The organism is Pantoea sp. OXWO6B1, assembly GCF_001641135.1.
GTDB lineage: Bacteria > Pseudomonadota > Gammaproteobacteria > Enterobacterales > Enterobacteriaceae > Pantoea > Pantoea allii.
The window spans coordinates 1,229,200-1,252,725 of record NZ_LWLR01000001.1 but is presented as its reverse complement, the minus strand read 5'-3'; the positions used below and the strand labels follow the sequence as shown (position 1 = coordinate 1,252,725).

The 23,526-nt window shown below is 53.9% G+C and carries 21 protein-coding genes; all 21 read right to left on the bottom strand.

Going from position 1 to position 23,526, the window contains the following annotated elements; genetic code table 11:
- Positions 1 to 6: 6 nt before the first annotated feature.
- Positions 7 to 972 (bottom strand): DMT family transporter, encoded by a 966-nt coding sequence (locus A6A26_RS08080; protein ID WP_063878256.1) that lies wholly within the window; start codon positions 970 to 972, stop codon positions 7 to 9.
- Between the two features lie 124 nt (positions 973 to 1,096).
- Positions 1,097 to 1,744, bottom strand: coding sequence for an AMP-binding protein (locus A6A26_RS08075; RefSeq protein ID WP_253851876.1), 648 nt, complete (start codon positions 1,742 to 1,744; stop codon positions 1,097 to 1,099).
- 23 nt (positions 1,745 to 1,767) lie between these two features.
- Positions 1,768 to 2,220 carry a hypothetical protein gene (locus tag A6A26_RS08070; protein ID WP_063878255.1) on the bottom strand — a complete coding sequence of 151 codons (453 nt, stop codon included), beginning with the start codon at positions 2,218 to 2,220 and terminating at the stop codon, positions 1,768 to 1,770.
- 536 nt (positions 2,221 to 2,756) lie between these two features.
- On the bottom strand, positions 2,757 to 3,308 hold the full coding sequence (locus A6A26_RS08060) for a tyrosine-type DNA invertase (protein WP_063878253.1): 552 nt from the start codon (positions 3,306 to 3,308) through the stop codon (positions 2,757 to 2,759).
- Between the two features lie 813 nt (positions 3,309 to 4,121).
- Positions 4,122 to 4,796, bottom strand: a complete 675-nt coding sequence (locus A6A26_RS08055; protein WP_063878252.1) for a helix-turn-helix domain-containing protein — start codon at positions 4,794 to 4,796, stop codon at positions 4,122 to 4,124.
- Entirely contained in the window at positions 4,793 to 5,464 is a 672-nt protein-coding gene (locus A6A26_RS08050) for a response regulator transcription factor (protein ID WP_063878251.1), read from the bottom strand. The genes A6A26_RS08055 and A6A26_RS08050 overlap by 4 nt, the downstream gene beginning before the upstream one ends.
- Before the next feature lie 71 nt (positions 5,465 to 5,535).
- Complete coding sequence (locus A6A26_RS08045) at positions 5,536 to 6,237, bottom strand: LuxR C-terminal-related transcriptional regulator (protein WP_244915420.1); 702 nt, start codon at positions 6,235 to 6,237, stop codon at positions 5,536 to 5,538.
- Between the two features lie 105 nt (positions 6,238 to 6,342).
- Entirely contained in the window at positions 6,343 to 6,888 is a 546-nt protein-coding gene (locus tag A6A26_RS08040) for a fimbrial protein (protein WP_172823886.1), read from the bottom strand.
- Between the two features lie 31 nt (positions 6,889 to 6,919).
- Positions 6,920 to 8,005 carry a fimbrial protein gene (locus A6A26_RS08035; protein ID WP_244181367.1) on the bottom strand — a complete coding sequence of 362 codons (1,086 nt, stop codon included), beginning with the start codon at positions 8,003 to 8,005 and terminating at the stop codon, positions 6,920 to 6,922.
- A 14-nt stretch (positions 8,006 to 8,019) separates the two neighbouring features.
- Positions 8,020 to 10,578: a fimbria/pilus outer membrane usher protein gene (locus A6A26_RS08030; protein WP_063878250.1), complete on the bottom strand. Its 2,559-nt coding sequence runs from the start codon at positions 10,576 to 10,578 to the stop codon at positions 8,020 to 8,022.
- A 90-nt stretch (positions 10,579 to 10,668) separates the two neighbouring features.
- Positions 10,669 to 11,355, bottom strand: a complete 687-nt coding sequence (locus A6A26_RS08025) for a fimbrial biogenesis chaperone (RefSeq protein WP_063878249.1) — start codon at positions 11,353 to 11,355, stop codon at positions 10,669 to 10,671.
- A gap of 78 nt (positions 11,356 to 11,433) precedes the next feature.
- Entirely contained in the window at positions 11,434 to 11,955 is a 522-nt protein-coding gene (locus tag A6A26_RS08020; protein ID WP_063878248.1) for a fimbrial protein, read from the bottom strand.
- Positions 11,956 to 12,450: 495 nt separating this feature from the next.
- Positions 12,451 to 12,999, bottom strand: a complete 549-nt coding sequence (locus A6A26_RS08015; protein ID WP_063878247.1) for a tyrosine-type DNA invertase — start codon at positions 12,997 to 12,999, stop codon at positions 12,451 to 12,453.
- A gap of 718 nt (positions 13,000 to 13,717) precedes the next feature.
- Entirely contained in the window at positions 13,718 to 14,452 is a 735-nt protein-coding gene (locus tag A6A26_RS08010; RefSeq protein ID WP_063878246.1) for an SDR family NAD(P)-dependent oxidoreductase, read from the bottom strand.
- Between the two features lie 3 nt (positions 14,453 to 14,455).
- Entirely contained in the window at positions 14,456 to 14,704 is a 249-nt protein-coding gene (locus tag A6A26_RS08005; RefSeq protein WP_063878245.1) for an acyl carrier protein, read from the bottom strand.
- A 71-nt stretch (positions 14,705 to 14,775) separates the two neighbouring features.
- Entirely contained in the window at positions 14,776 to 15,588 is an 813-nt protein-coding gene (locus A6A26_RS08000) for a MaoC/PaaZ C-terminal domain-containing protein (protein ID WP_063878244.1), read from the bottom strand.
- Between the two features lie 3 nt (positions 15,589 to 15,591).
- On the bottom strand, positions 15,592 to 16,857 hold the full coding sequence (locus A6A26_RS07995) for a beta-ketoacyl-[acyl-carrier-protein] synthase family protein (RefSeq protein WP_063881093.1): 1,266 nt from the start codon (positions 16,855 to 16,857) through the stop codon (positions 15,592 to 15,594).
- A 15-nt stretch (positions 16,858 to 16,872) separates the two neighbouring features.
- Complete coding sequence (locus tag A6A26_RS07990) at positions 16,873 to 18,261, bottom strand: efflux transporter outer membrane subunit (protein WP_063878243.1); 1,389 nt, start codon at positions 18,259 to 18,261, stop codon at positions 16,873 to 16,875.
- Positions 18,258 to 20,204 (bottom strand): ABC transporter permease, encoded by a 1,947-nt coding sequence (locus tag A6A26_RS07985; RefSeq protein WP_063878242.1) that lies wholly within the window; start codon positions 20,202 to 20,204, stop codon positions 18,258 to 18,260. The genes A6A26_RS07990 and A6A26_RS07985 overlap by 4 nt, the downstream gene beginning before the upstream one ends.
- Positions 20,197 to 21,267: an efflux RND transporter periplasmic adaptor subunit gene (locus tag A6A26_RS07980; protein WP_082875226.1), complete on the bottom strand. Its 1,071-nt coding sequence runs from the start codon at positions 21,265 to 21,267 to the stop codon at positions 20,197 to 20,199. The genes A6A26_RS07985 and A6A26_RS07980 overlap by 8 nt, the downstream gene beginning before the upstream one ends.
- Before the next feature lie 113 nt (positions 21,268 to 21,380).
- Entirely contained in the window at positions 21,381 to 23,522 is a 2,142-nt protein-coding gene (locus tag A6A26_RS07975) for a peptidase domain-containing ABC transporter (RefSeq protein WP_063878241.1), read from the bottom strand.
- Between the last annotated feature and the right edge of the window lie 4 nt (positions 23,523 to 23,526).

The window sequence follows — 23,526 nt, the reverse complement described above, 5'->3', positions numbered from 1 at the left end:
AGAACCTCAGCGGCGGGCGACAGACGTTTTCATGATGGTGTTGTTTACGGCCTGCCGTGCCATTTTGCGCTGGTTAAGGTTGTTGAGCACCAATGCAGTGGCGGTGATTGCTGCACCAATAATCTGCATATTCGTTGGCAACACGCCGTTCAGTGCTGACACAAGAAAGGCGGTGACGGGAACAACATCCATAAAGAGTACGCCGTTAGTGGGGGTGATAATCCGGTTACCTATGTTCCAGCACAAAACTGCCATCAGACCTGCGACGAGTGCCATGTAAAGCAGGTGCGGAATCACAAAGATCATTGCAGCGGTATCTGGCACAGCAATCTTACCTGTAGCCATTAGCAGCACATCAATGCTGATGACGCTTGTCATGCCCAGCAGCGTCGTTAGCGTGGTATAACGCAGCGGACTCCAGCCCGGAAAATAGCTTCCACCGATGGTATATAAAACCCAGCAGAGTGCCCCACCAATCAGTAACAGATTCGCCGTTACGCTCATTGGGGAGTCCAGGACTGCTGACACATTACCGTTGGTGATGACCAGCACAACGCCGCTAAAGGACAGCAGGATAAATCCAAAGGTACTTGCTTGTGGACGTACCTTTTTCAGTGCCCAGATAGTAAGTAGCCCCAACATTGGCATCGTTGCCATCATAATAGATGCGGTCAGTGCGCCAGTTGGCCCTGCAAGATGCTGGCCCAAAAACACCAGAAAACCAAATCCAGCAAATCCCAACGTTCCAAACAGCCAGGCCAGTCCCCATTTTTCGCCCTTCAGCCTGAAAGCAGAACGCCCTTCCCGGAAAATCAGCATGAGCGCGAAAGCAATACCTGCGATGCCATAACGGAGCGTGGTGAAATTAAACGGATCGATTCTGGTTAGCGCTTGTGTCATGACAGGAAACATCGCGCCCCATGAAACCGTGGCTAAGAAGCAGCAGAGCAGTCCTTTAATATAAACATTCATTTATTCACCTTCATCATGTATTAAGAATAAGTTAGGCAGGAAGTGTTTTTATATTTTCATATTCGCGATGTATTAACTATTCGCGAGTTTTTATTCTGGTATCAGAAATTCTGATAGTGGTTGTTTATGCCGCATCAAGAATACGTATGATTTCACTGAACCGAACTTTTCCGCTGGGGCTGTAAGGGATGTCGTCAACACAGTGGGCTGAAAAATTAATGACTCCCGTTTTGACGGCCTCCTCATGGATTTTTTCAAACAGGCGGATAAATTTCTCTTTATCATTCTGGTCAGTGCTAAAAATACACTTGATGTGATTCACACCTTCAAGCTGGATAGTTATCAGGGCTACATCTCTAATACATGACAGCGCGCGAATTTTTTCCTCAATGTAGTAAACATCATGTTGACTATGGATTTCACCGTTACGGTTCATAAGAAACAGCCTGCCGCTATCATCCAGATAGCCGTAATCAGCCATCAGAAAGTAGCGCTCCCCCTCAAGCACCATAAACGGTTTACTTCCGTCATGGTACTCATCCATGAGCATATAACTGGAGATAGCCACTCTGCCTTTTTCTCCTGCATTAAGCGGGTTATTGTTGCTATCAAGAATCCTTACCTGGTTACCGTCATAAGGACGTCCCACGCTCGCAGGGCAGTCCAGCATGTCGGCAGGATCTGACAGAACATTCACTCCCGTCTCCGTACAGCCGTAATACTCACAAAAAATATCGCCCAAGGCAGCACATGCGGCTCGTTTGGTTTTCACTGGAAAATAGCAGCCTCCAACGTTTACAGGCGCAAGCGTGTCATTTTTTCAACTTCTGCTTCAGGATTGGCTGCCCGAACGGCTGAAAGAAAACCGGCGAAATCCTGATTAAATACTGAGTAATTATGCAGAATGCTGACTGTTTTTTCTGTCCGGGATGCCCCGGAGAGGTAACGAACCTGCCAGACGCGGCGATTGCTGATCATCGTTCCGGTCGATCTGACCTGAATAATTTGGCCCAGCGAGATTGTATTAAGGATGTCTTCCTTACGCTTTTGATAGAGAAACTCTGCGTCGTAATAGTAATCCTCCATGTTCATCCCAAGACGTTTAAGCAAAGGTGTATCAATGGAGATTTTCTTTAACTCACCTTTAGCAGCAAAGAAATCATCTCGTTTGAACATCGGCAGAAAGAAATACTTTATCAGCAAAATGACGAGCGCCAGCGGTAAGACAAATGATAAAAAAATATGCATTTCGTTTTGAGCGCCTTAGCAATTTGCATCATGGTTCACGCAGCGTTTCGCGATGATTATCAGGGTTTCTGAGCCGTTTATAGCCTGATGGTTACGTAAAATGAAGGCTTAAAGGCGTCCTCTGTCAAAGCACCACACTTATTGCCGCAGAGTAAACTTTTCTCTCCGTCCTCCTCAGTCACAGAGTCTCATAAGCGACTTCCCTTTTCGCAGTGACGCAAGCGGCCGAACGTGACTCAAGATTCTCTTTTTCGCGCCGCCTGTCTGCCGCAATAGGTTGTGAGGCAAGGAAAGGGTTGGCGTTCTCCGCTGGAGTCCAGTGCACTCAGGTTCTCTCCATCACTTTCGCGTAAAGGAGCGCGAAGACGCCAGCCACGATAACCTCGCCCCTGCCAGCCGACACAGGAACATCGTGCCGACAGGTTTTTGCCAGTGCAATAACACGCCAGCGACCATAACTCACGCCACCTCTCAGGTGGCGTGAGTCTTTTTCCTCATCGCCGGTCTGGTCGTTAAAAAAGGCATTCCCCCGCAGGCTAAAACACGACAGATTTAAAACGGGCAGCATTCGATGCCGTGTAAATGACGGTGTTTTGAATATTCCTGTGGCCTAAATAATCCTGTATCAGTCGCGTATCACATCCCTTATCCGCCAGGGCATAGCCGCAGGCATGCCTGAACATATGCGGATGCACATCAATGTTGATATTTGCGGCTTTACCGGCCACCTTGAAAATACGGTATAACTGCTGCCTGGATACTTTTTTACCGTGTCGCGATAAAAACAGATATTCAGAATCCGAACCCAAATAGCTTGAACGCTTCTGCATCCAGGCCTCTAACGCTAACAGTTCGCGATGCTGCAAAGGATGCTGGACTGAAAATCCATTCTTCAACCTCGATATATAGATGATTTTATTGGAAATCTCCACATCTCTCAGTTTCAGTTGCGACAACTCACTGACTCTGAGTCCGTGTATAAAGCACATCAGCAACATGCATTGGTTTCTTTCACTGTTTTTTGAGGTGCCCACGGCAGAGATCAACCTTTCGACCTCGTTCACCGTCAGGTATTTTCTTCTTTTCATCTTTTTATTTTTACTCTTCCATAAGATTTCAAACAAAAACTGTAGATAAGAATATAACCAACATAATTACGGCCTTCTTCCTTCAATCCACCTACCTATTTAAGGTGATATAAACGCATAAAAAACACATAGCAAATTGTTACATCCGTTTATTGTTTCAATGTAAATTCATACAGGCATCATCGGTTGTGATGTAGCGAATCCGAATTCGGGTATTGTCATAAGCTTATGGGCCAAAGATTAAATCACACAGATGAATATATTTGGAAGTGTGTTTTTATAAAAACGGAATATTTAATCAGCGGAGTTGTTGTAAATATGAATATTAAAGAACTTAACCCCACAAAAAACAAGACAACCAGAATATTAAACTGCAAAAATGATAAAACAGACAAAATAAAAGAATGATTTACCCCAGTAATGTTAACAATAACAGACTGAAAATAATAAATTAAAACTTAACGCCCGCTTTTAGGATTATTTATAATTCATATCAAACCGGCATTATTTTAAGACAAATAAAATCCATAAAAACAGCAACTTAATCCAAGGTGATTTGTCCAGAACATTTTGCTTGTGCAAGGGCACATTCGTTTAGCCCCGCATTCAATCAGATACATTTATCTATGCTGGTATTTATCTTAAACCTGATGTTCCACAGGATGAGGAAAATGATCAGTCGCTAAATGACAGCCTGACATTCAGCGTTCCCTTTTTGGTAGAAAAACGCTTATCCATTCTGTGCGGTTGTCACCTCATGGAATAATAAGCACCCTGTTTTTCTGGCTCAACAGGTTCAACCTGCCTCATGGCTCACTGACGCTGCTGGACATGAAATGCGTGCGTTCTGTTGGTAAAAAAGGGAAAGAGTATGTCGATATTTTTGAAAAGGATAAGCTGAAAGAAATATGCATTGTCGAAGCCAAGCTTGCTCATCAGTGTTGATCGGACATGGTAGACTGACTTCAGAGATAAGCAGGCACGCTCAGAGATGGTCTGAATATCCTGGTCGGCGGCCAGGTATTTAATCATATAGCGCTCTTTTTTGGTTAAACTTGTGCATGGACTTTTCGCGATCCGTAATTCCTGGCCGCAAAAAATGTCATTCAAATCACGTTCAAATTCGAAAAGGGCTTTTTTCTTCTCGACCAGAAAACTTTTGGCATGATCGACGGGAATAAATGCGCCGGTTTTATCCCCTTTTAGCCAGATGATTTTCAGGAACGTACAGACCTCAAACATCCCCAGCATCGATAACCACTCACCCTGAATAAAGATATCGTTATCAATAATTAATATGACTGAATCAGCATTACCCCATAACTTGCGATAAAGCGCTTCATCAAGAAACCTGACGTGGATAACCTTCGAATGCGGGTACAGTTGTGAGACACCGAAATACAACCAGTAATTATCAGAAAGGACGATAATCGGTGCCTTATTACGAACACACTGACACAGGCTGCTCAAATGCGCGTGTTGGATCATGAGAAATCGAATCCTTGATTAAACATAGTATTTAACTGTAGAAACAACTCTGCGTCGGTCCTGACATCGAGTTTTCGCATCGCATTGCATTTATGGGCGCTAATCGTCTTGATACTTAACTGCTTCATCCGCGCAATCTGTTGCAAATCCATGCCATTAAAAAGGTGCCTTAAAACATCACGTTCGCTGCGCGTTAATTTCGACGGCGTACAGTGATGGGTTTCATTGATTCGTGCAAGGTCACAGCAGATTTTGGGGCTGAGCACACGCTTCTGTTCAAACGCCTGTTTGAAGAATTCCTGTGTATTGGCCAGGGATTCCCCGCGTGCGATCACGCTGATATTGTAATGATTCAGTAAGGTCCGCAGTCCGTTACTGTCATGGCATGAGGTATACACCACAATATTCATGTCGGGGAACTGCGCGTTCAGGCGCAGTAAGAGATCAATGCCTTCCTGGAGCGTCTCCTCCGCGCTCTGCAAGTCGGTGATAAGGATATCCACGGACTGGTACATCAGGGCATCGAACATTTTGCCCAGGCTCGGTTCCCGAATGATGATGTCACAGTCTGTATCGACAGACTCAATGAGCGTCGAGAGGCCAGCGAGCGTTAAAGGATGGCTGTCCATTAGCGCCACGGTGCGGGGCGATGTGCAGGTCTGATTCATCAGGCGGTTGCTCCTTGCAGGCCGGGGCTGCCGGCCGTTTATCCATTAAGAAACACATCCAGAGGTAACGCTTAAAGTCCGGTAGCGGGACCGATTTGCGCCATCCAGGTGCCCTGCGCAAAGAGTTCACTGTCATTGTGAAAACCCAGCTTCACCATGGCATTGCGCTTATGGGTACTGATGGTTCGGATATCGCGATGAAGCGCCTGCGCCACCCGGGAAACGCTCAGGCCGGAAAACAGGTAAGCAAGAACATCCAGCTCTCTGGCTGTCAGCGCGGTATTTTTCGGGGTGGTCTTTGCCAGCAACTGCTGCACTTTGGGGCTTAGCCACTGCCGCTCGCCAGCGAGACATCGGGTGACACCCTGCGCCAGCGCGAGTGCCGGTTCGTGTTTTAACAAAATGCCGTGCGCTTTCGAGGAGACAAGCATCTCAAGTATCCGGTAGTCGCTGAAATCCGTGCAGATAATGATCTTCAGGGCCGGGCAGGTTTCATGCAGTTGCCCCAAGAGGCGCAGTCCATCCAGCATGCGCTCTTTTTCGCCGCAGATATCCATAATCAGTAGCGCTGGCGGCGCGCTGGCCACGCGCGATGAGATGCCCGCCAGACTTTGCACATAGCTGATGGCATCGGTTATTCCACATGACCCGACCAGGATCTGCTTTATGCCCAGCGCGGTCGCCGGGCAGGCATCCATAATCAGTACCCCTGATCCGGCAGGCGACATGCCTGATGGAGCAGGGTCTGGCGTTAAATGAGTGACGACGTTCATCTTACCTCCTTGTTTTCTTCGTAACGCGCCCTGACGGCAGCCTCCTCTCGACCAGAAGATGGACGTGCTGTGTGGGTTTTCCTCTCTCTGTTCGTGCCCTTTCAACTACTGATAAGTAAAGGTGACCTGCATGGTTCCAACAATGGTTCCTGGCGTGGCATTGCCCTGCGCACTGTAGGCGCGCGCCTGCATCTCGAAGGTGGTGCCACGACCGGCGTTATCCACGCGCTGTACCCTTTGCGTGGCGTTGCCGAGCGGCACACCGTCACGGCTTTGCACCTCGATTTGTACCTGAGAGGCGGTGCCTGTATTCGCGTACATCGTGCTTTCGACCTCATCCGCCACGCCGTTCAGCGTCATCGTCGCCTCCCGCGTCGATGCCGGGCATTCGCTCAGGACAATCGAAAAGGGTCGCCAGTCGGTTGACGCGCCCGCCTCAGCCAGGGATGTCGCTAAAATGTTCTGGCCTAAATCCACATTCAATCCGCTGGCTGGCAGGTCAATGTGACAAGGCGAGGCTTTGATGTTGCCAGTAATATTAAGCTGGGTATTCGCCCTCACCGGCGAGGCCAACATGACGGCCGTCAGCCACAGTATCAACGCCGGCGTTTTTGCTTTGTTGCTCAAACTGAACGCTGCTTCCTTAACCATTTTCGTTTCCCTTACGCGTTGCATCACGGAATTACTCTATTTCGGCGCGAATCGTCGCTGTCGCCGAAAAATCCCCGGTCTCAGGTGCCTGACCTGTGCTGTTAACGGGAAATAAGTTAATCCCCGAGGTGCCGACCTGCGAGGCGTAATCCATCCTCAGCGGCAAGCGTCCACTCAGCGGCACGATGGTTGTGCCAGCGGTATCCTGAATCCTGACGCCTACGTCGCGGTTGGTGGTGGACAGCAGCGTCGGATCGTTTGCATCTGGCGTTCCCTGGAAAGAGAGGCTGACCTTCACGCCCTCGGAAATATTGGTGCAGGCGACGTTGAAATTGACGTTCTTCGGCGTAAAGTTTTTCGCCATTTCCCCTTTGGTGGCGATATCCCCTGACATGATGTCGCCGAAAGGAACGGTGATCACGCCCCCGCCATTGATCTCGCAGGATTGCGGCACGGTTACCGTGCCGCTCATCCAGACGGTTGAAACCGGTACGCCAGACTGCGTTGTCGGATCTGAAGCGAGATAAACATCAACCACCTTCGTCAGAGGAATGGTTTGTTCGCCGACAAAGGGCCGCTGAAAATACAGTGAGATCGAACCGCGTGAGCCGGTGGCGTAAGGATACCTGCCGCAGTTGGTCGCGCTGTTCAGGTTGCTGACGCTGGTGAACGGTGTTGCCCTGTTTGCACCATAACCGCCGGCGATGTAAACCTCGCTGGCCACCGCCAGATATTCGTTGATGCTGTAATAATTGAGATTACCGTCGCTGTAGACCAGCCCGGTATCCGGCACTTTTGCCGTGACGTAGGCCCCGGTATAGCTGCCGGTACATGAGCAGGTCACGTTGTAGTTCCCGCTGAGATTCCACTGATAGGCATTGTTAATCACCCTGCCCGTGGTGTTCTGTGACGGGTCCGCCAGCAGGTAAGACATATTGAAGTTGTACGATTTTGTCCCGTCTGTCGGGGCGCAATCACTTGCCTGCGCCTGGGCACTTAACATGCCGCCCGCCAGCGCCAGGCAAAGCCAGGCTGCGCGTTTGCCCCCGAAAGAACGGCGCAACGAATTGCGGTGTGAGGTCGTGTCCAGAATAAAGGTCTGCATGCGTTCGTTCATATCCCTGTTCCGCCTTACCGGCAGGCTCCATTAATAAGTTGAATCCCCGAGGTGGCCGACTGTTCATTCAGGCGATAACTCACCCGGCAGGTCTGTGCCGCCGCAGTCCCCCATTTCACCGTCAGCGTTCCCCTATCCGGCATGCCCGACAGATAAACCTGCCCACCGTCGCCGACAATGCTGCCAGTGCTCTTTTTGTCATCATCAATGCCCGCGGTTGCGCCAAACGGCACCGGCTCGCCGTTAGCGCGGGTGAGCGTCATCAGCACGCGTTGGCCCACGTTTGGCTTGAAGTCTGCACGCACCACGGCCCCCCGCGTGGGGATGACCGACGCACTGGTCAGCGTCATATCCACGTTGTCCGGCAAGGTCGCGGTATCAAGCGAAATCTGGTTACGGCGATAGGCGGTGGCGTAAGGTACGACGGCATAACCGCGCCAGTCGGTTCGTACCCCGGTATTGCTGGCGATGCTCACATCGTTCGCGCCCGGGGCTTTCACCAACACCAGCGTTTCACTCAGGGGCTGTGAAAGCGTGACCCCATTTTCATGGACCACAATGCCGCCCTGCAGGCCATAATCCATGCGGCGCTGGCTGTGGTCATAGCCGTAACCGGCGTTCATTTCACCGTAAGTGCCTTTATAGTCGGCACTGGCATAGCCGTTCGCGCCTTGCCCCTGAGTGGTGTAACCCTGACTGAGGCTGTAATTCAGGTTGTCGTCACGTAACGCCGTACCGCTTAGGCCCACGTTATGCGAGGTATTGCCATTTTTGCTGCTGTTCAGGTTATAGGTGGCATAACTGCCCGGCAGCCATTTGCTCAATGGCACGCTGAGGTTCAGGGCGATAATCTGGTCGGTGTAATAGGTGCGGTTGCCATTGCCGTCCATGCCGTTGCGGTTATAGCTGTAGTTCACACCGTATGAGATCCCTTTCCAGGTGTTGTTGTAGCCGATGCTGGCCGACTCACTGGAGCGGTTGTTATTCCAGTAGGCTTCTTTCACCAGGCTCAGCGAGAGTGCGCCCCCCTGCTGCCATAAGTTCTGGCTGAGCGTGAGTTCGGCACGGCTCTTCTTGTGATCGCGGTTATCGTCATTGCCTCTGCCGTAGCTTTCGAGCGCTTCCTGCAGGGTATAAAATCCCGCCGTCGAATAACGGTAACTGGCAAGGCTGAAGTTGGTTCCGGTTTCAACGAAGCTCTTACCGTAGCGCAGGCGATAGGACTGCCCGTTTTCTTTCACGGCATTCTCCTGGCGGCTCCACGCCTGGGTCACGTCAGCAGAAAGTGCCCCGATGCGCCCCATATTTTGTCCCAGACCAAGGGCCAGCGACTGGTATTTACTCGCGGCCTGCAGCCCGCCGTAGACGGTCGCGCCATGTGGCAAACCATAGATGGCGGTGCCCTGCGTAAAGGGCGTTTTTTCGACCTCATCGTTGTACGACCGGTACTGACCGCTGGTGAAGCTGTATTTCAGGTGCCCTTCACGCTGAAGAACCGGTACGGAAGCAAAAGGAACGATCAGGGTGCGTTCGGTGCCGTCCGCTTCTTTGATGGTCACATTCAGATCGCCACTGCCCGCCGTTGGATAAAGGTCAGAAATGGCAAACGGCCCGGCAGGGACATAGCTCTGATAGATCACATAGCCGTTCTGGCGGATGGTGACCTGGGCATTACTCTGCGCGATGCCGCGTACGACAGGTGAATAGCCCTTCTTGCTGTCTGGCAACATATCGTCGTCAGACGCGAGTTGAATGCCACGGAAAGGCACGGTATCAAACACTTCCGTTGGCGAGTTACTGTCGCCCAGCGTCAGCTGACTCCGCAGTATCTGGATATCGCGCTGCAGGTAAGTATTGATGGAGTTCCAGCTGTCTTGCCCTTTGCTGTCCCGGTTCCACGTTGAGTAGTTGCGCAGACGCCAGGCACCAAGGTTTGCGCCGGAACGCAGGTTCAGATAATAGGTATTCGTGTTTCGGGCATCATTTTCCCGCGCTTCGGTGTTGGCACCGCTGAAGCTGTAATTGAGCAGCAATGCCGGAATGCCCGGGTCCCACAGCTCTGGCGAGACATAACCGCGCGCTTGCGAATTTAACGCCGCCTGCGGAATGCTCAGTTCCAGCCGCTGCTGATCGAAACGGAATATTGCGGAGGATTGCGCTATTGCCTCGGTAAAATTGGCGCAGGCATCCGTGGCCTGAATATCCGGGAACATGCCAATTCTTACGCCCATCTCCCGCAACTGCTCGCCACTCAGACAGGGCTGAAGGCGTTGCTTACCGGACGCATCCGTTGCAAGGGTAAAGGTGACATCCTGTGTATCGACCTCGGAACCATTAAGATAAATATCCACACGATAGGTGCCGGGTGGCTGCAATTCGCCGTCTTCGAAAATGGATAAATCCGCTTTTCCCTGTACAGGGTTATCGATTTCTAATAAGGCCGGGTTGAAGTATTCCGCTGCACTGACCACACCCGTTCCGCCGATGAACAACGCAACCTGACAGGCCACGAGCTGTGCAAGACAGGACAGTTTGAAACCGGCTGACGCGGGAATATTTGTTATTTTTTTCATTGTGTTTGTTCCAACTCATCACGCAGTTTGGCGCCTGCGTGCATCACTTCCTTATAGGCGACAGGCGTAATGCGCCCCCCGACGACGAGATCAGAGACTGCCCGTCAGAACCTTGCTGGTACCGCCATAGTCATTGATAAACTGCCAGGTCAGCGATCCGCCGGCGACGCTGGCCGGCAAATCGAACATGGCATCGGACTCAGGGGCGACCAGGGTGGCATTTTTGACGTCAGTGCCGTTGATCCTGACGTTGAAAAAGGTGATGTAATGCGGAGAGGGATTCGTCACCTGAAGCTGGTTACCCACTCGTTTCCAGGTCAGCGTTTTGGCCGCCTCTTCCAGCGTGCTTTTCAGACCAGCCGGACGGAAAATCAGTTTGATACGCGTTTTCACCGCAATTTGCAGGGTGTTTTGCCGCTTCTCTACAGAAGGAATGGATTTGATATTGAGCCAGAACAGCGACTCTTTGTTCTCTGGCAGATCGCCACCTGCCCGTACCACGCGCAAAATGTTTTGCTGATTCCCGTCCAGACGGAATAAAGGCGGCGTCACGATAAACGGGGCTTTATTCGCCTGTGCGCCCGGCGCGGTATCCCCGCTGTCCACCCATGACTGGATCAAGTACACGTTTTTGTCGGGATTACTGATATTGATGGATGACTCTTTGTTTGCACCGTCATAGATCAGACGCGTGCCGCCGACGACGACGCCAGCCTGCGCGATCGTGCAAAAAGTCGTTAATACCACTGCCAACGCTGTTTTGCGCCAATTCTTCATGGTGTCCCTACCTGCCCTGAAACATTCAAAAAGATCAGAGGCAACAGCGGCCTCTGATCTGCTACTACGAACGCGAAATTACTGATAAACGACGGTGAACTGGGTTACCGCGTTTGCATCACCCACGGTGACGGAATCCGCTACAGAGATGTAGCGCGCACTGAAGTCCAGGTTGTTAGGACCGGTGCTGACCAGAGGGTAAACCGAAGAATCTTCATACAGCGGGACGACCCGGTTCTGGCTGTCAGAAATCTGCACACCCACACCTGTTGCTGTGCTGTCGCCAGCGGTCAGGGCCAGAATGCTGTTGTCGCCAGAAACCTGGGTACCGTCAAAACGTACGGTTGCACCCGTTACGGTGTCAGGGCAGTTAGTCAGGACCAGAGTGAATTTCTTCGGCGCAGCCAGAGAACCAGCACCCGCGAAAGCGGTACGTGCGATGTTGCCCAGGAACACGTCCTGGTTCTGAGACGCGGTGTCAATCGTACAGGCTGCATCGGTAATGGTTCCGGTGAAGTTCACGGCGCCATCAGAAGCGAAAGCAGAAGAAGAAATAGCGGAAGTCGCCATCAGAGCAATAGCAATAAGCGTTTTTTTCACGAGAATTATCCTGTAAACAATTAAAATCGATATGCCTATAACGCGGCGATCGAATTCGTTATGACAAAACCATCTGTCATTCCTTTATTTAGTTCATGAGACTCCGTCTCAAATTAATAAATCGCCGAACGGTTTTACCCGAAAGACAAACGATTCATTTTGAACTAAAGTGACTCCTTTGGTTTTTTACACCTTAAAACAGGGATAACTCAGGATAAAACACTTAAAAAAAACGATTTAAGAAGATATAGATATAGTATTTTTTAAGCTAACGTAATGCGGAATATAAAGGGGTGACACAGAGATAAGAAAAAACCGAGGGGTGCAGGGAGGTAATTAAACAGAAAATCTTCACATAACACTTTGAAATTTAAATAGTTAAAATAAAATGTTACTCGATAATACAAACAGTATTGACAGGAATATAACAGCTCACTAAAGTAAGCTCCAATTTAGTTCAAAATGACTCCATTGTAATAACTCGTTACAGCTTATTTACCACACTTCTTTGAATCGCTGCGCGTTACTTGCCGTATAGATAACGGTGTTCTGTATATTACGATGGCCTAAATAATCCTGAATCAAACGGGTATCTATTCCCCGGTCAGCCAGCGCAAAACCACAGCCATGTCTTAACATATGAGGATGCGCATTAATTGTCAGATTTGCCGCCTGACTATAATTTCGGATTAACCAGTAAATGCGTTGCCGGGATAATTTTGTGCCTCGGTTAGAAAGAAATAACCAGTCTGTTTCCGCACCACGATAATGATTTCTTTTATTCATCCACAGCGATAATGATTTACGTTCACGTCGGTAAAGCGGATGAACGGTAGAAAAGCCGTTTTTTAATCGATGAATATAAATATTATTCCCCTCTATATCGATATCGGACAGTCGCCAGCTGCTGATTTCACTGACTCTACAGCCGTGGATGAAACACATCCAGATCAGGCAGTAATCCCGCTCTGGGTGCTTGCCGTGCAGGGTCGCTTCAAGCAGCTTCTCGACTTCAGACGGCGTCAGGTATTTACGATTTTTCATAGTGTCTCTTCATATTCATGTGGTCTCAGATAAACATTCAGTCCGGTGGCACTCACCCAGAAATGCTTTTCTGACAGGGTCAATACGCGCGCATTAATACAGCGCGTGCGAAGGATGTTTTGTGCAATAATAGCGATCAGTTTTCCCGGCTGTTTATAAAACCTCCTTTACGTAACACGTGAATAACTTACGGATGTATTTTTAATATACGTCTTAACAGACAATACATCAAACAGAAGGCAATGAAAAAAACGGCGGGATTAATCCCCGTGAAACTGTGAGGATATAACCGAGGGATTTAATTACATTAACATTTTAAATTTCTCACAGCATTTAATCTACGGATTAATGGTTTTATTTAACATCAACGCCGTTACCGCACGACCTAAAACGCCTGACTAACGGCTTATGCCCACCCTTTCTGTGCTTTTCTGGCCGGGATGACTTATTTAGGCGCACGTATTTACAAGGATTTATCTCAGATCCCGCGCCGGATTCGATAAGAGCCGTGCAACGTTTTTTAGATGAGGCTGACTGACCCGGCGAAAGGCCCCTTTTGCCCGCCGCATTGAGTGCCGTTGAGTGCAATCAGCCGCAGAAGGGACAGGTTAAGGATAGCCAGCAGGAAAGAGGCAGAACGCGCCTGACAGGTGGTCGTCAGTAAAAAAAACAGGACGGGTCACGTCCTGTTTAAGCAGAGCAGAGATCAGGCCGGGGATCAGGCAGAAAGACCGCCATCCAGAATGAGGGTTTGACCGGTCATATAGGTGCTGTCGTCACTGACCAGCCAGGCGACGGCACCCGCCACTTCATCCACTTTGCCAAAGCGTTTCAGCGGAATAGTTTTTCGCAGTTCCGCCCGTTTGGCGTTGGGGATGGTGGCCATAATCTGGGTGTCAATATAGCCAGGCAACAGACTGTTGACCCGCACCCCAAAGCGACCCAGTTCCACCGCTAAGGTGCGCGCCAGACCAATCATCGCGGCTTTGCTTGCCGCATAGGCGCTTTGCCCGCTGTTGCCTTTCACGCCGGTCACCGACGACATCAGCACCACCGAGCCTGTCCCCTGCATCATCATGGGTTCGAGCAGATGATGATTCCAGTAGAAGAGAGTATTCAGGTTGGTGTCCATCACCTTACGCCAGTTCGCCGGGGTTTGATGAATGTGCAGGGCATCAAGGGTAATACCGGCATTGTGGACCAACGCATAGGGCGCACCGTAGCGCGCCAGCAGATCGGTCGCCAGCCGGGTCACCGCCTGCTCATCCCCGCCGTCACATTGATAACCTTCCACCCTGCCGGGCAACGCCTTGCAGGCAAGCTCCACCTCGCGCGCTGCGCTTTCATCCTTGCACCAGGTGAACACCACATTCCACTGTTTTGCCAGCCGCAATACCGTCGCACGGCCAATCCCACGGCTTCCACCGGTGACTAAGATCCATTGATTACGCATGGCTTACTGGCTTTTTTCGCTGAGGTACTCGCACAACTCGCTCAGCGTCATGTTGACGTTACTGGCGAACATCTCGGCCTCAATCGTGACGCCAAACTCTCGCTTCGCCAGCACCATCAGTTCCACATAATCCAGACTGTCGAGTTTCAGCAGATACAGCGGCATGTCCGGCCGGAGACTGGTCATCTCCAGATCTTTTGCATCACACAGCATCTCGCATACCTTGGTGTAAACTTCATCAAATTGAGCCATTTTTTATTCCTTTAGTTCAATGATTTACTTATGTTCAGATCGAATTTTTGGTTAGTGGTTTAGATATGTTGTTATTCAGCCAGCGGCCCGGTTTTCAACGTTACCGTGACGGTCATCAGCGGCTCATTGATGCGCCATGCCTGAATGCCCGTCACTAACACCAGACCGGCCGCTTTTTCGCCCATGACCAGCGTCGGCTGGATGGCATAATGCAAGGGTTCACATTGCAGCGCGTTTCCCGCCGTCTGGAGCAGCCACGGCGAAAAATGGGTCTGATGATGGGTCTGCACCACCTGTACCCGGCTGAATATGTCCCCCAGGCAGGTCGCGTGATGATCGGGCAGAAGACGGTGTACGGTGTCGAGCGTTTCCGGGGCGTTCACCAGTTGACGAAACAGCACGGCATCAAAAAAGCTCCATAACGGAATAGGGAGATTTTCCACCGCCTGAAACTGGCGATACAGTGCCGCCAGCGCCGCCCCACGCAGGGTCTTCGCCTGGCTGACCGGCGATAACGCCAGCGGTTTCGCCTCGGTCAGCTTGCTGCTGATGCTGCTCTGCAGGGTGTAGCTGTTAACCAGGTTGCCGCTGATCTGTACCCGGTCACCGGTGTGCGTTTCGTTTAACGCCAGCTGATAGGGAACGCTGCACAGCACGGGATCGCGCAGCCGGCTGGTGAACAGCAGACCGTCCGACCACAATGTGTGTTTTTCCAGCGCCTGGCTGAGTCCGGCCTTCACATCCAGCAGCGCGCGCATACCGTGGACGCATAATCCGTCCAGGCCGAGACGTCTCGCCTCGGCGGCATCAAAATGAATCGGATTGCGGTCTCCGGAAAACGCGGCCCAGCGCTCCGCGTCACGCAGCGTATAACGCACCGACATGCTTTATTCCCCCCGACCGATAACCAGCGCCGCGTTCGCGCCGCCGAAGCCAAAACTCAGGTTGAGCGTTGTGTTCAACGCCGCCGGACGGTGCTTATTGGGCACATAGTCCAGATCGCACTGCGGATCGGGCGCATCGAGATGGCAGGTGGCGGGGATAATCTGATGCTGCAAGGCCTGCAGGCAGATAATGGATTCAAAGCTGCCTGCGGCCGCGATCAGATGACCGCTATAGGATTTGGTACTGGAACAGGGCGTGGCATAAGCCGCCGCCTCACCCAGCGCCATTTTGAGCGCCTCGGTTTCGTTGAGATCGTTAAGCGGCGTGGAGGTGCCGTGCGCATTAATGTAATCCAGTGCGCTGGCGTCAATACCGGCCTGGTTCAGCGCGCCGCGAATGGTCTGTACCCGGGCAATTTTGTCGTCAGCCGGTGCGGTAAAATCGAAGGCGTCCGAGTAATTGCCGTAGCCGAGAATTTCGCCCAGTATTGTCGCACCGCGCGCTATGGCGGATTCCCGTGCTTCCAGGCACAGCACCGCCGCCCCTTCGCTCAGGACAAAGCCGTTGCGATGCTGGCTAAACGGGCAGCAGGCACGGGTTAACGCCGTTTGCTCACTGGCCAGCGCGCCCAGCACATCAATATTCCATACCGCCGAATCCGAGCGCAGCGACTCGCCTGCGCCTGCCAGCATCATGTTGGCGCGCCCCTGGCGGATCAGCTCAAAGGCATCGCCCACGGCGATGGTGCCGGTCGCACAGGCGGCCACCGGCGTGTTCTGGTATCCCCGAAGCGCCCACAACAGACTGACGGCCGCCGTGGCGGCGTTGGGCATGGAGAAGAAACAGCCAAACGGCGATCCTACGCCGGTGCGCAGGAAGTCCTCATAATGCAACTGGGTTTCGTCCTGCCCCGCCCAGCCGGTACCCATGATGACGCCGCAATCGCGCAGATCGTAGTGCTGCCCGGGCTTTTCATCACCAAAAGCCATCTGCATGGCTTCCCGCGCGGCGGCCAGGGTAAGCCGCGCGAAACGCGGCAGGCGGCGGCGGATCGCGGCAGGAACGCCGTTGAGTGAGGGTTCTTCATCGATCAGCCCGTAAAAACGGGATTTGATCCCTGCGGCAGACTTGTCGCAATAGCGATAGCCGGGTTTGTAGTCCATGATGGCCGCCCAGCTTTCAGCGGCATTCATCCCCAATGGCGTGACCGCACCATAACCGGTGACCACCACCCGACGTGGCGCGTTCGCCGCCTGTAAACTGTCCATTTGCATGATTCATCCTTAGTGATTCACTGTGTCGTCTTCCCCGCCGCCCAGCGCCAGCCAGAGCTTCATCGTGGAATAGAGGTAGTTGTATTGCGTGTTCAGCAGCGCGTTTTCGCTGTCCAGCAGCGTATTCTGCGCATCCAGCAGCGTTTGATAGGCCACGGCACCGTGGCGATACTGGCTTTCCACCAGCGTCAGCCTTTGCTGGCTCAGTGCGAGGTTATCCCGCTGCCGCTGTTTTTCCTGCTGCCAGGTCAGGCGCTGTGACATCGCGTTGTCGATGTCCTGTAACGCGCTGTAGGCGGTTTTCTGGAACTGGATGGCCGCGCTTTGCACCTCCAGATCGGACTGTGCAATCGTCAGTCGCACCTTATTCCACTGGATAAAGGGCAGATCGAGCGCCGATCCGAGCGTTCTGGCGGGATTGCTGAACCACTGTTGGAACACCGACGCCCCGGCATTCAGGGAGGCATTGAGCGTCAGCGTGGGATAAAAATTCAGCCGTGCCACGTCCGAACCGGCCAGCGCCGCGCGCAGGTTCAGCTCGGCGGCCCGCACATCCGGCCGTTTGGCTATCGTCTCCAGCGGCAGGCGCTGCGCCACCGGCACAGACTGTTCGCTGTCCAGCGAACGGCGCTCTGCCGGATATTGCCCCGGCGGACGGCTCAGTAAAATCGCGAGGGCGTTACGGCTTTCCTCGCGCTGCTGACTGAGATCGTGCAGGCTGTTTTCCCGGTTCAGCACCGTTTGTTGCGCCTGCAGATAATCAAGCTGGCCGAGATCCCCGGCTTTCCAGCGCGACGTCACCCGCAGCAGCGTATCCCGGGCAATGTCCAGACTGCGCTGCAGGTTCCCGATTTGCTGATTCAGACTGGCTATCTGCCAGTAGAGCTGGGACACCGTGCCGATCAACGTCAGGGCGGTGGCACGCAAATCCTGTTCTGAGGCTTTGGCCTGCCAGTCCGACTGCTCACGCGTGCGCGCCAGTTTTCCCCACAGATCCAGTTCATACGCCGCCGTCAGCGTGTTGCTGTAATTTTCCACGGACGCCGTATCACGCCGTAAATTCTTACTGTTACTGGCGCTGGCGTTGACCGAAAAATCAGGCGTCAGCGTGAGATCGGACAGGCCCGCCGCCAGCCGTGCCTGCTTAAGCTTGATGCCCGCCAGGGCTAAATCGTGATTACTTTGCAGCGCGGCGACGATAAGCCGCGACAGCTGCGGATCGCCAAAGTTGTCCCACCAGTGCGGGGTGAATGTCGCCACGCCTTCGCCGGTATCCTGTACGCGCCAGGCGTCAGGCACCGAGAGCAAAGGCCGCTGATAGTCGCTTTTCAGTGCCTGGCCGCAGCCGGTCAGCATCAGCGCCATCAGCACCGTGGAGAATTGCGTCAGCCTGTTCATTCGCGTGCCAGCGCCTCGGTCGGGTGCAGCCGGGCGGCGTTGCGCGCCGGGAAAAAGCCAAACCCCAGCCCGATCAGCGCGGAAAACCCGCAGGCCAGAAGGATGGGCGGCCAGGTGAAAATCATGCGGAACTCCTGGGTAACCTGAGAAAAAATCAGCCCCGCGATGCCCGATCCGACAATGCCTGTCAGGCCGCCAAGCGTACAAATCACCATCGCTTCAATCAGGAACTGGCGCATGATGTCCACCGGACGCGCCCCGACAGAGAGACGAATGCCGATCTCATGGGTGCGCTCCGTCACGGATACCAGCATGATGTTCATCACGCCCACGCCGCCCACCAGCAGCGAGATCCCGGCAATCGCCGTGATCAGCAACGTCATGGATTCTGAGGTTTTGCGGATCGTCTTCGTCAGTTGATCGTTGGTCAGGGTGAAGAAATCGCGTTTGCCATGGGCCGAGTCCAGCCGTTGCTCAATCTGCTGCTGCGCCGTTTCAATCGGATAACCGTCAGCAATGCGCAGGGTAATGGACTGTAGCGGTGTATCACCCGACATGCGTTCAAGCAGCGAGGTATAAGGTATCCAGGCACCTGGCTGCTCGCCGACAGACTTCGGCCCGTGCTTATCCGCCACGCCAATGACCCGGAACGGCACCCCGCCAAGCTGGATAATCTCGCCCAGCGGTTCCTGCCCGTCGGCAAACAGCGTGCTGCGCACGTTGGGATCGATGATGATCACCGGCTCACGATCGTCGAGGTCGCGTGGCGTAAAACGGTTGCCGGCAACAAAATGCAGGCCCTGCACGCGGAAGAAACCGTTGCTCACGCCCAGCAGCGATACCAGCACCTGTTTCCCCCCACGAATCGCCCGCACGGTTTTGCTCACCACCGGCGACAGGCTGTCGGTAAAGGGCTGTTTGCCCAGCAGCGCCACGTCTTCCAGCGTCAGCGACCGCTCAAAATCCGGGCGCGGCTGATCCCAGCCCAGACCGGGCTGGATTTCGATGGTGCTGGTGCCCAACTGGCTTATCTGGCTCAGAATGTTTTGCCGCGCGCCCTCGCCCACCGCCATCGAGGACACCACAGAGGCGATGCCGATAATGATGCCGAGCATGGAAAGAAACGCGCGGATGCGATGCCCCAGCAGCGAACGCCACGCCATGCGCAGCGCTTCTTTGATGCTTTGCCAGACGGTGGTGCGTCCGGTCGCGGCAACCGTGGGTAATCCCTGCGGCTGGCCCTGTTGGCTCGCCGGGTTGGCATGGTCGGCGACGATCTGGCCGTCGTGGATTTCCACAATGCGCTGACACTGCGCGGCGATGCTGCGGTCGTGCGTCACGATAATGAGCGTATGACCGGCCTGGTGCAGACCATGCAGAATGCCCATCAACGCCTGCCCGCTGGCGCTGTCGAGTGCGCCGGTGGGTTCATCCGCCAGAATCACCGGCGCGCCGTTCATAAGGGCGCGCGCGATACTGACGCGCTGCTGCTGACCACCGGAAAGCTGCGCTGGTCGGTAGTGCATGCGCTGCCCCAGCCCCAGGCGCTCCAGCAGATATTGGGCACGCGACTGACGCGCCGAAACGGGCATGTCGGTATACAGCGCCGGGATCGTGACGTTCTCGATGGCGGTCAGATAAGGCATCAGGTGATAGCGCTGAAAAATAAACCCCAGATACTGACTGCGCAGTTGTGCCAGCTCGTCACTCGTCGCGACCTGAGTGGACACATTCATAATGCGCATCTCGCCTTCTGAGGGTTTATCCAGGCACCCCAGAATATTCATCAACGTGGACTTACCGGAGCCGGATGCGCCGACAATCGCCAGCATTTCACCGGCGTGCACACGCAGGGAAATGTCCTTCAGCACCGTCACCGCTGCGTTGCCCGTCCCAAAACGACGGGAGATATGAGAGAGTTCAATCACCGGCGCGCTAGCCATTGGCGGCCCCTGCGGTGTTTTGCGTGACCACACGTTCGCCTTCACGCAGGCCCTCTTTCACTTCAATAAACTGCCGGTCGTTGATCCCCACGCGCACCAGCCGCTGTTCGGTTGTCTCCCCTTTCACAACCTGCACAGCGTAGCGGCCATCACCCTGCGGCTGACCCAGCGCCATCACCGGCAGGCGTAACGCGTTTTTGACCTGTTCGGTGACGATAAAGACCTGTGCCGTCATGGAGGTGCGCAGCCGGTGGTCGGGATTCGGCACGCTGAACACGCCGTTGTAATACACGGCGGAAGACTGCTGAGGCTGACCGCGCAGGCTGCTATCCTGTAAGGCCTCGTCAGGCGCGTCCTGCAACGCGCCCATCACGCTGTGATAACGATGATGCGGGTCCGCGACCACGTAGAAGGACAGCGGCTGGCCGGGATGGACTTTCAGGATGTCGGTTTCTGAAATACGTGTTTGCACCGTCATGGTGTCCACGTTCGCCAGCACCAGGATCGTCGGCGCGGTTTGCGAGGAGACCACGGTCTGGCCCTCTTTGGTGACGATCCCCAGCACCTGACCGTCCATCGGTGCCAGAATGCGCGTATAGCCCAGGTTGGCTTTCGCCGTTTCCAGCGCCATCTGCGCCTGCACGATCTGCGCTTCATTCACTTTGATCTGTGCCTTCTGGGTATCCACTCTGGCCTGCGCCTGCTCCAGGTTGCTTTTGGTGCCTGATCCTTCACGATCCATCTGCCGCTGGCGTTTCAGCTCCTGCTGGTACTGGGTTAAGGTAAATAACGACGCCTGTTTCTGCGCCATCGCACTGTCCAGCTCGGCCTCGGATTTACGCAGTTCGCTCTGTTGCAGTGTTGGATCAATTTCCGCCAGCAACTGCCCTTTGGTGACCCGATCGCCGGCACGCACATAGAGCTTTTTTAACTGGCCGTTGACCTGTGCGCCCACGTTCACCTGCACAGAGGGTTTAAGAATGCCGGTGGCCAGCACGGTTTTTTCAATATCACCGCGATCGATCACCTGCGAGACCTGCGGCACAACGCGGTCAGACAACATGCTGTGCAGCACCCAGGCGCCGCCCGCCAGCAGAATAAGCAGCAGTGCGACCAGCAGAAAAACGGGTTTAGAGAATTTTGCGCTCAGCACGGGACGTTTTTTTATGACGGCACTCACGCCGGTTCCCCCTGAGGCAGCCTGCCCGTCTCCGCCGCGTCCTGAACCTCTTGCATCTGTTCATTTCTCAGCACGCAGATGCGGTCAAACAGCGGCAGTGCCGTTTCACTGTGCGTCACGGCGATCAGCGTTTTGCCGTATTCACGACAGTGGTCGATCAGGGTTTGCATCACCTGCAGCGCGGTCTGTTCGTCAAGGTTGGCGGTGGGTTCGTCCAGCACCATCACCGGACAGTCGCTGTACATGGCACGCGCCAGCATCAGCCGCTGACGCTGCCCCAGCGACAGGGCGGGATGGCTTTCGCGGATCAGCGCGTTTTGTTTCCCCGGCAGGCTGTCAATCACATCGGTGAGCTTCAGGCCGCGCAGGGACGCATCAATGCGCAGCTGTTTTTGCGCGTCGTGATGGCGATCGAACAGCGTGATATTTTGCAGGACGCTGGTGTTGAACAGGATGTCCCCCTGGCTTTGCAGGAAGAACAGCTTCTGTGCCTGACGGGCGCTTACCGGCTCGCCATCCACCAGGATTTCGCCGGACTGGGGCGCGATAAGCCCGGTGATCACTTTCAGCAGCGTACTTTTACCGGCCCCGGACTCGCCGACAATCGCCAGGGTTTCCCCCCGGCATAACGCCAGAGACACGTTGCTGAGCACCGGCTTGCCCGGCTCGTAGGCAAACTGCAGCGCACGGTAATCGAGCCGCTGGGTGAAGTGGACGGGCGCTACGAGCGCCCCGGCGTCCTCGTCTTTTTCTGCCTGCGGAAACAGATCGGCAGCCCGCGTATCAATGACGTGCAGCTGGTTCTTCTGCAACACCGAGAAGAAAATCTGGGTGATATAGGCGGTAAAAATCTGGCGCACAAAGCTGTAGGCGAAGAACTCCCCCAGCGAGATGTGGTTGTCTTTCAGCAGCGGTAAGGCCAGCAGCATGAAAAACACCATCTCCAGGCTGCCAATCAGCTGGTACAGGCTGCTCTTGACCTGTTCGTACACCTTCTGCTTCTGCCTGACGTCAAACAGGGACGCGGCAAAACCGGCAAACGCCGTCTGACGCTGAGCGCTCAGGCCCGCCGATTTCAGCGTGGCGAAGCCCTGGATCGACTCCAGCAGGAAGTCACTTTGCTCCGCGCTTTTCACCTGCACCTGCTGGGTGTAATAGCGATCGCGAAAAATCGCCCAGACGCTGACCAGGCCCATTAAGGTCACGCCCACGGCGGAGATCGTGGCAAGCAGCGGGCTGATGTAACACATCACCGCCAGCGCAATCACGCCCACGATCCAGTCTGTGCGCAGACTGTTATCCAGCTCGATTTTCTGGGCCGCCGCCATCTGCCAGTTGGCGAAGCGACTGTAGATCTCACCCGGACTGCGTTTTTCAAAGTACGCGAGCGTATTGCTCAGCAGGCTGGCGAACCCCCTGACGCTTTGCATCACCACAAACCGTTTGATAAAGCGCTCGGTGACGCTGCGCACGACAAAGGCCAGCAGGGTTGATACCACAAACGCCAGCAGGTAGTAGAAGTACGGGAAATCGCGTTCACCGCCGGAGGAGAACACATTGTTGATGGCCGAACTGACCATCACCGGCATGATAAACAGGGTCAGCGACACCAGAAACGCCAGCAGCATCAGGCGGTAAATGCCCGGAATCCCTGCCGTCTGTTTCAGGCTCATGCAGTCCAGCGCGCGGAAGCGCCGCGTACGCTTGTGGGCTGCCACGGCGGGCTTTTCGCCGATGGCGTCTTTATCCAGCACCAGCGCATAGCCGCTGATTTCGGATCGCAGCGCGGCAATGGGTAACAGCTGCTCGCCAATCGCCGGGTTCATCACGCACACATAGCTGCCCTGGCGGTAGGCCAGCAGGACATAATGGCTGGCGCCGTAGTGCAAAATGGCCGGTAACGGCAGTTCTGCCAGTTCATCCAGGTCGAAAGCCACCGGATACGCCGGAATACCCAGGTCGGACAGGATGGTGCACAGGGTTGACAGTGCGGTGCCGTGGGCCGACGCCGGATACTGTTCGCGCAGCACGTCCAGCGGCACATCCATTCCCTGGGTTTCCGCCAGCATAGCAACACAGGCCAACGCACATTCATTGGTTTCCGCCTGATAAACGATTTTTGGAATACTATTTTCCATAATT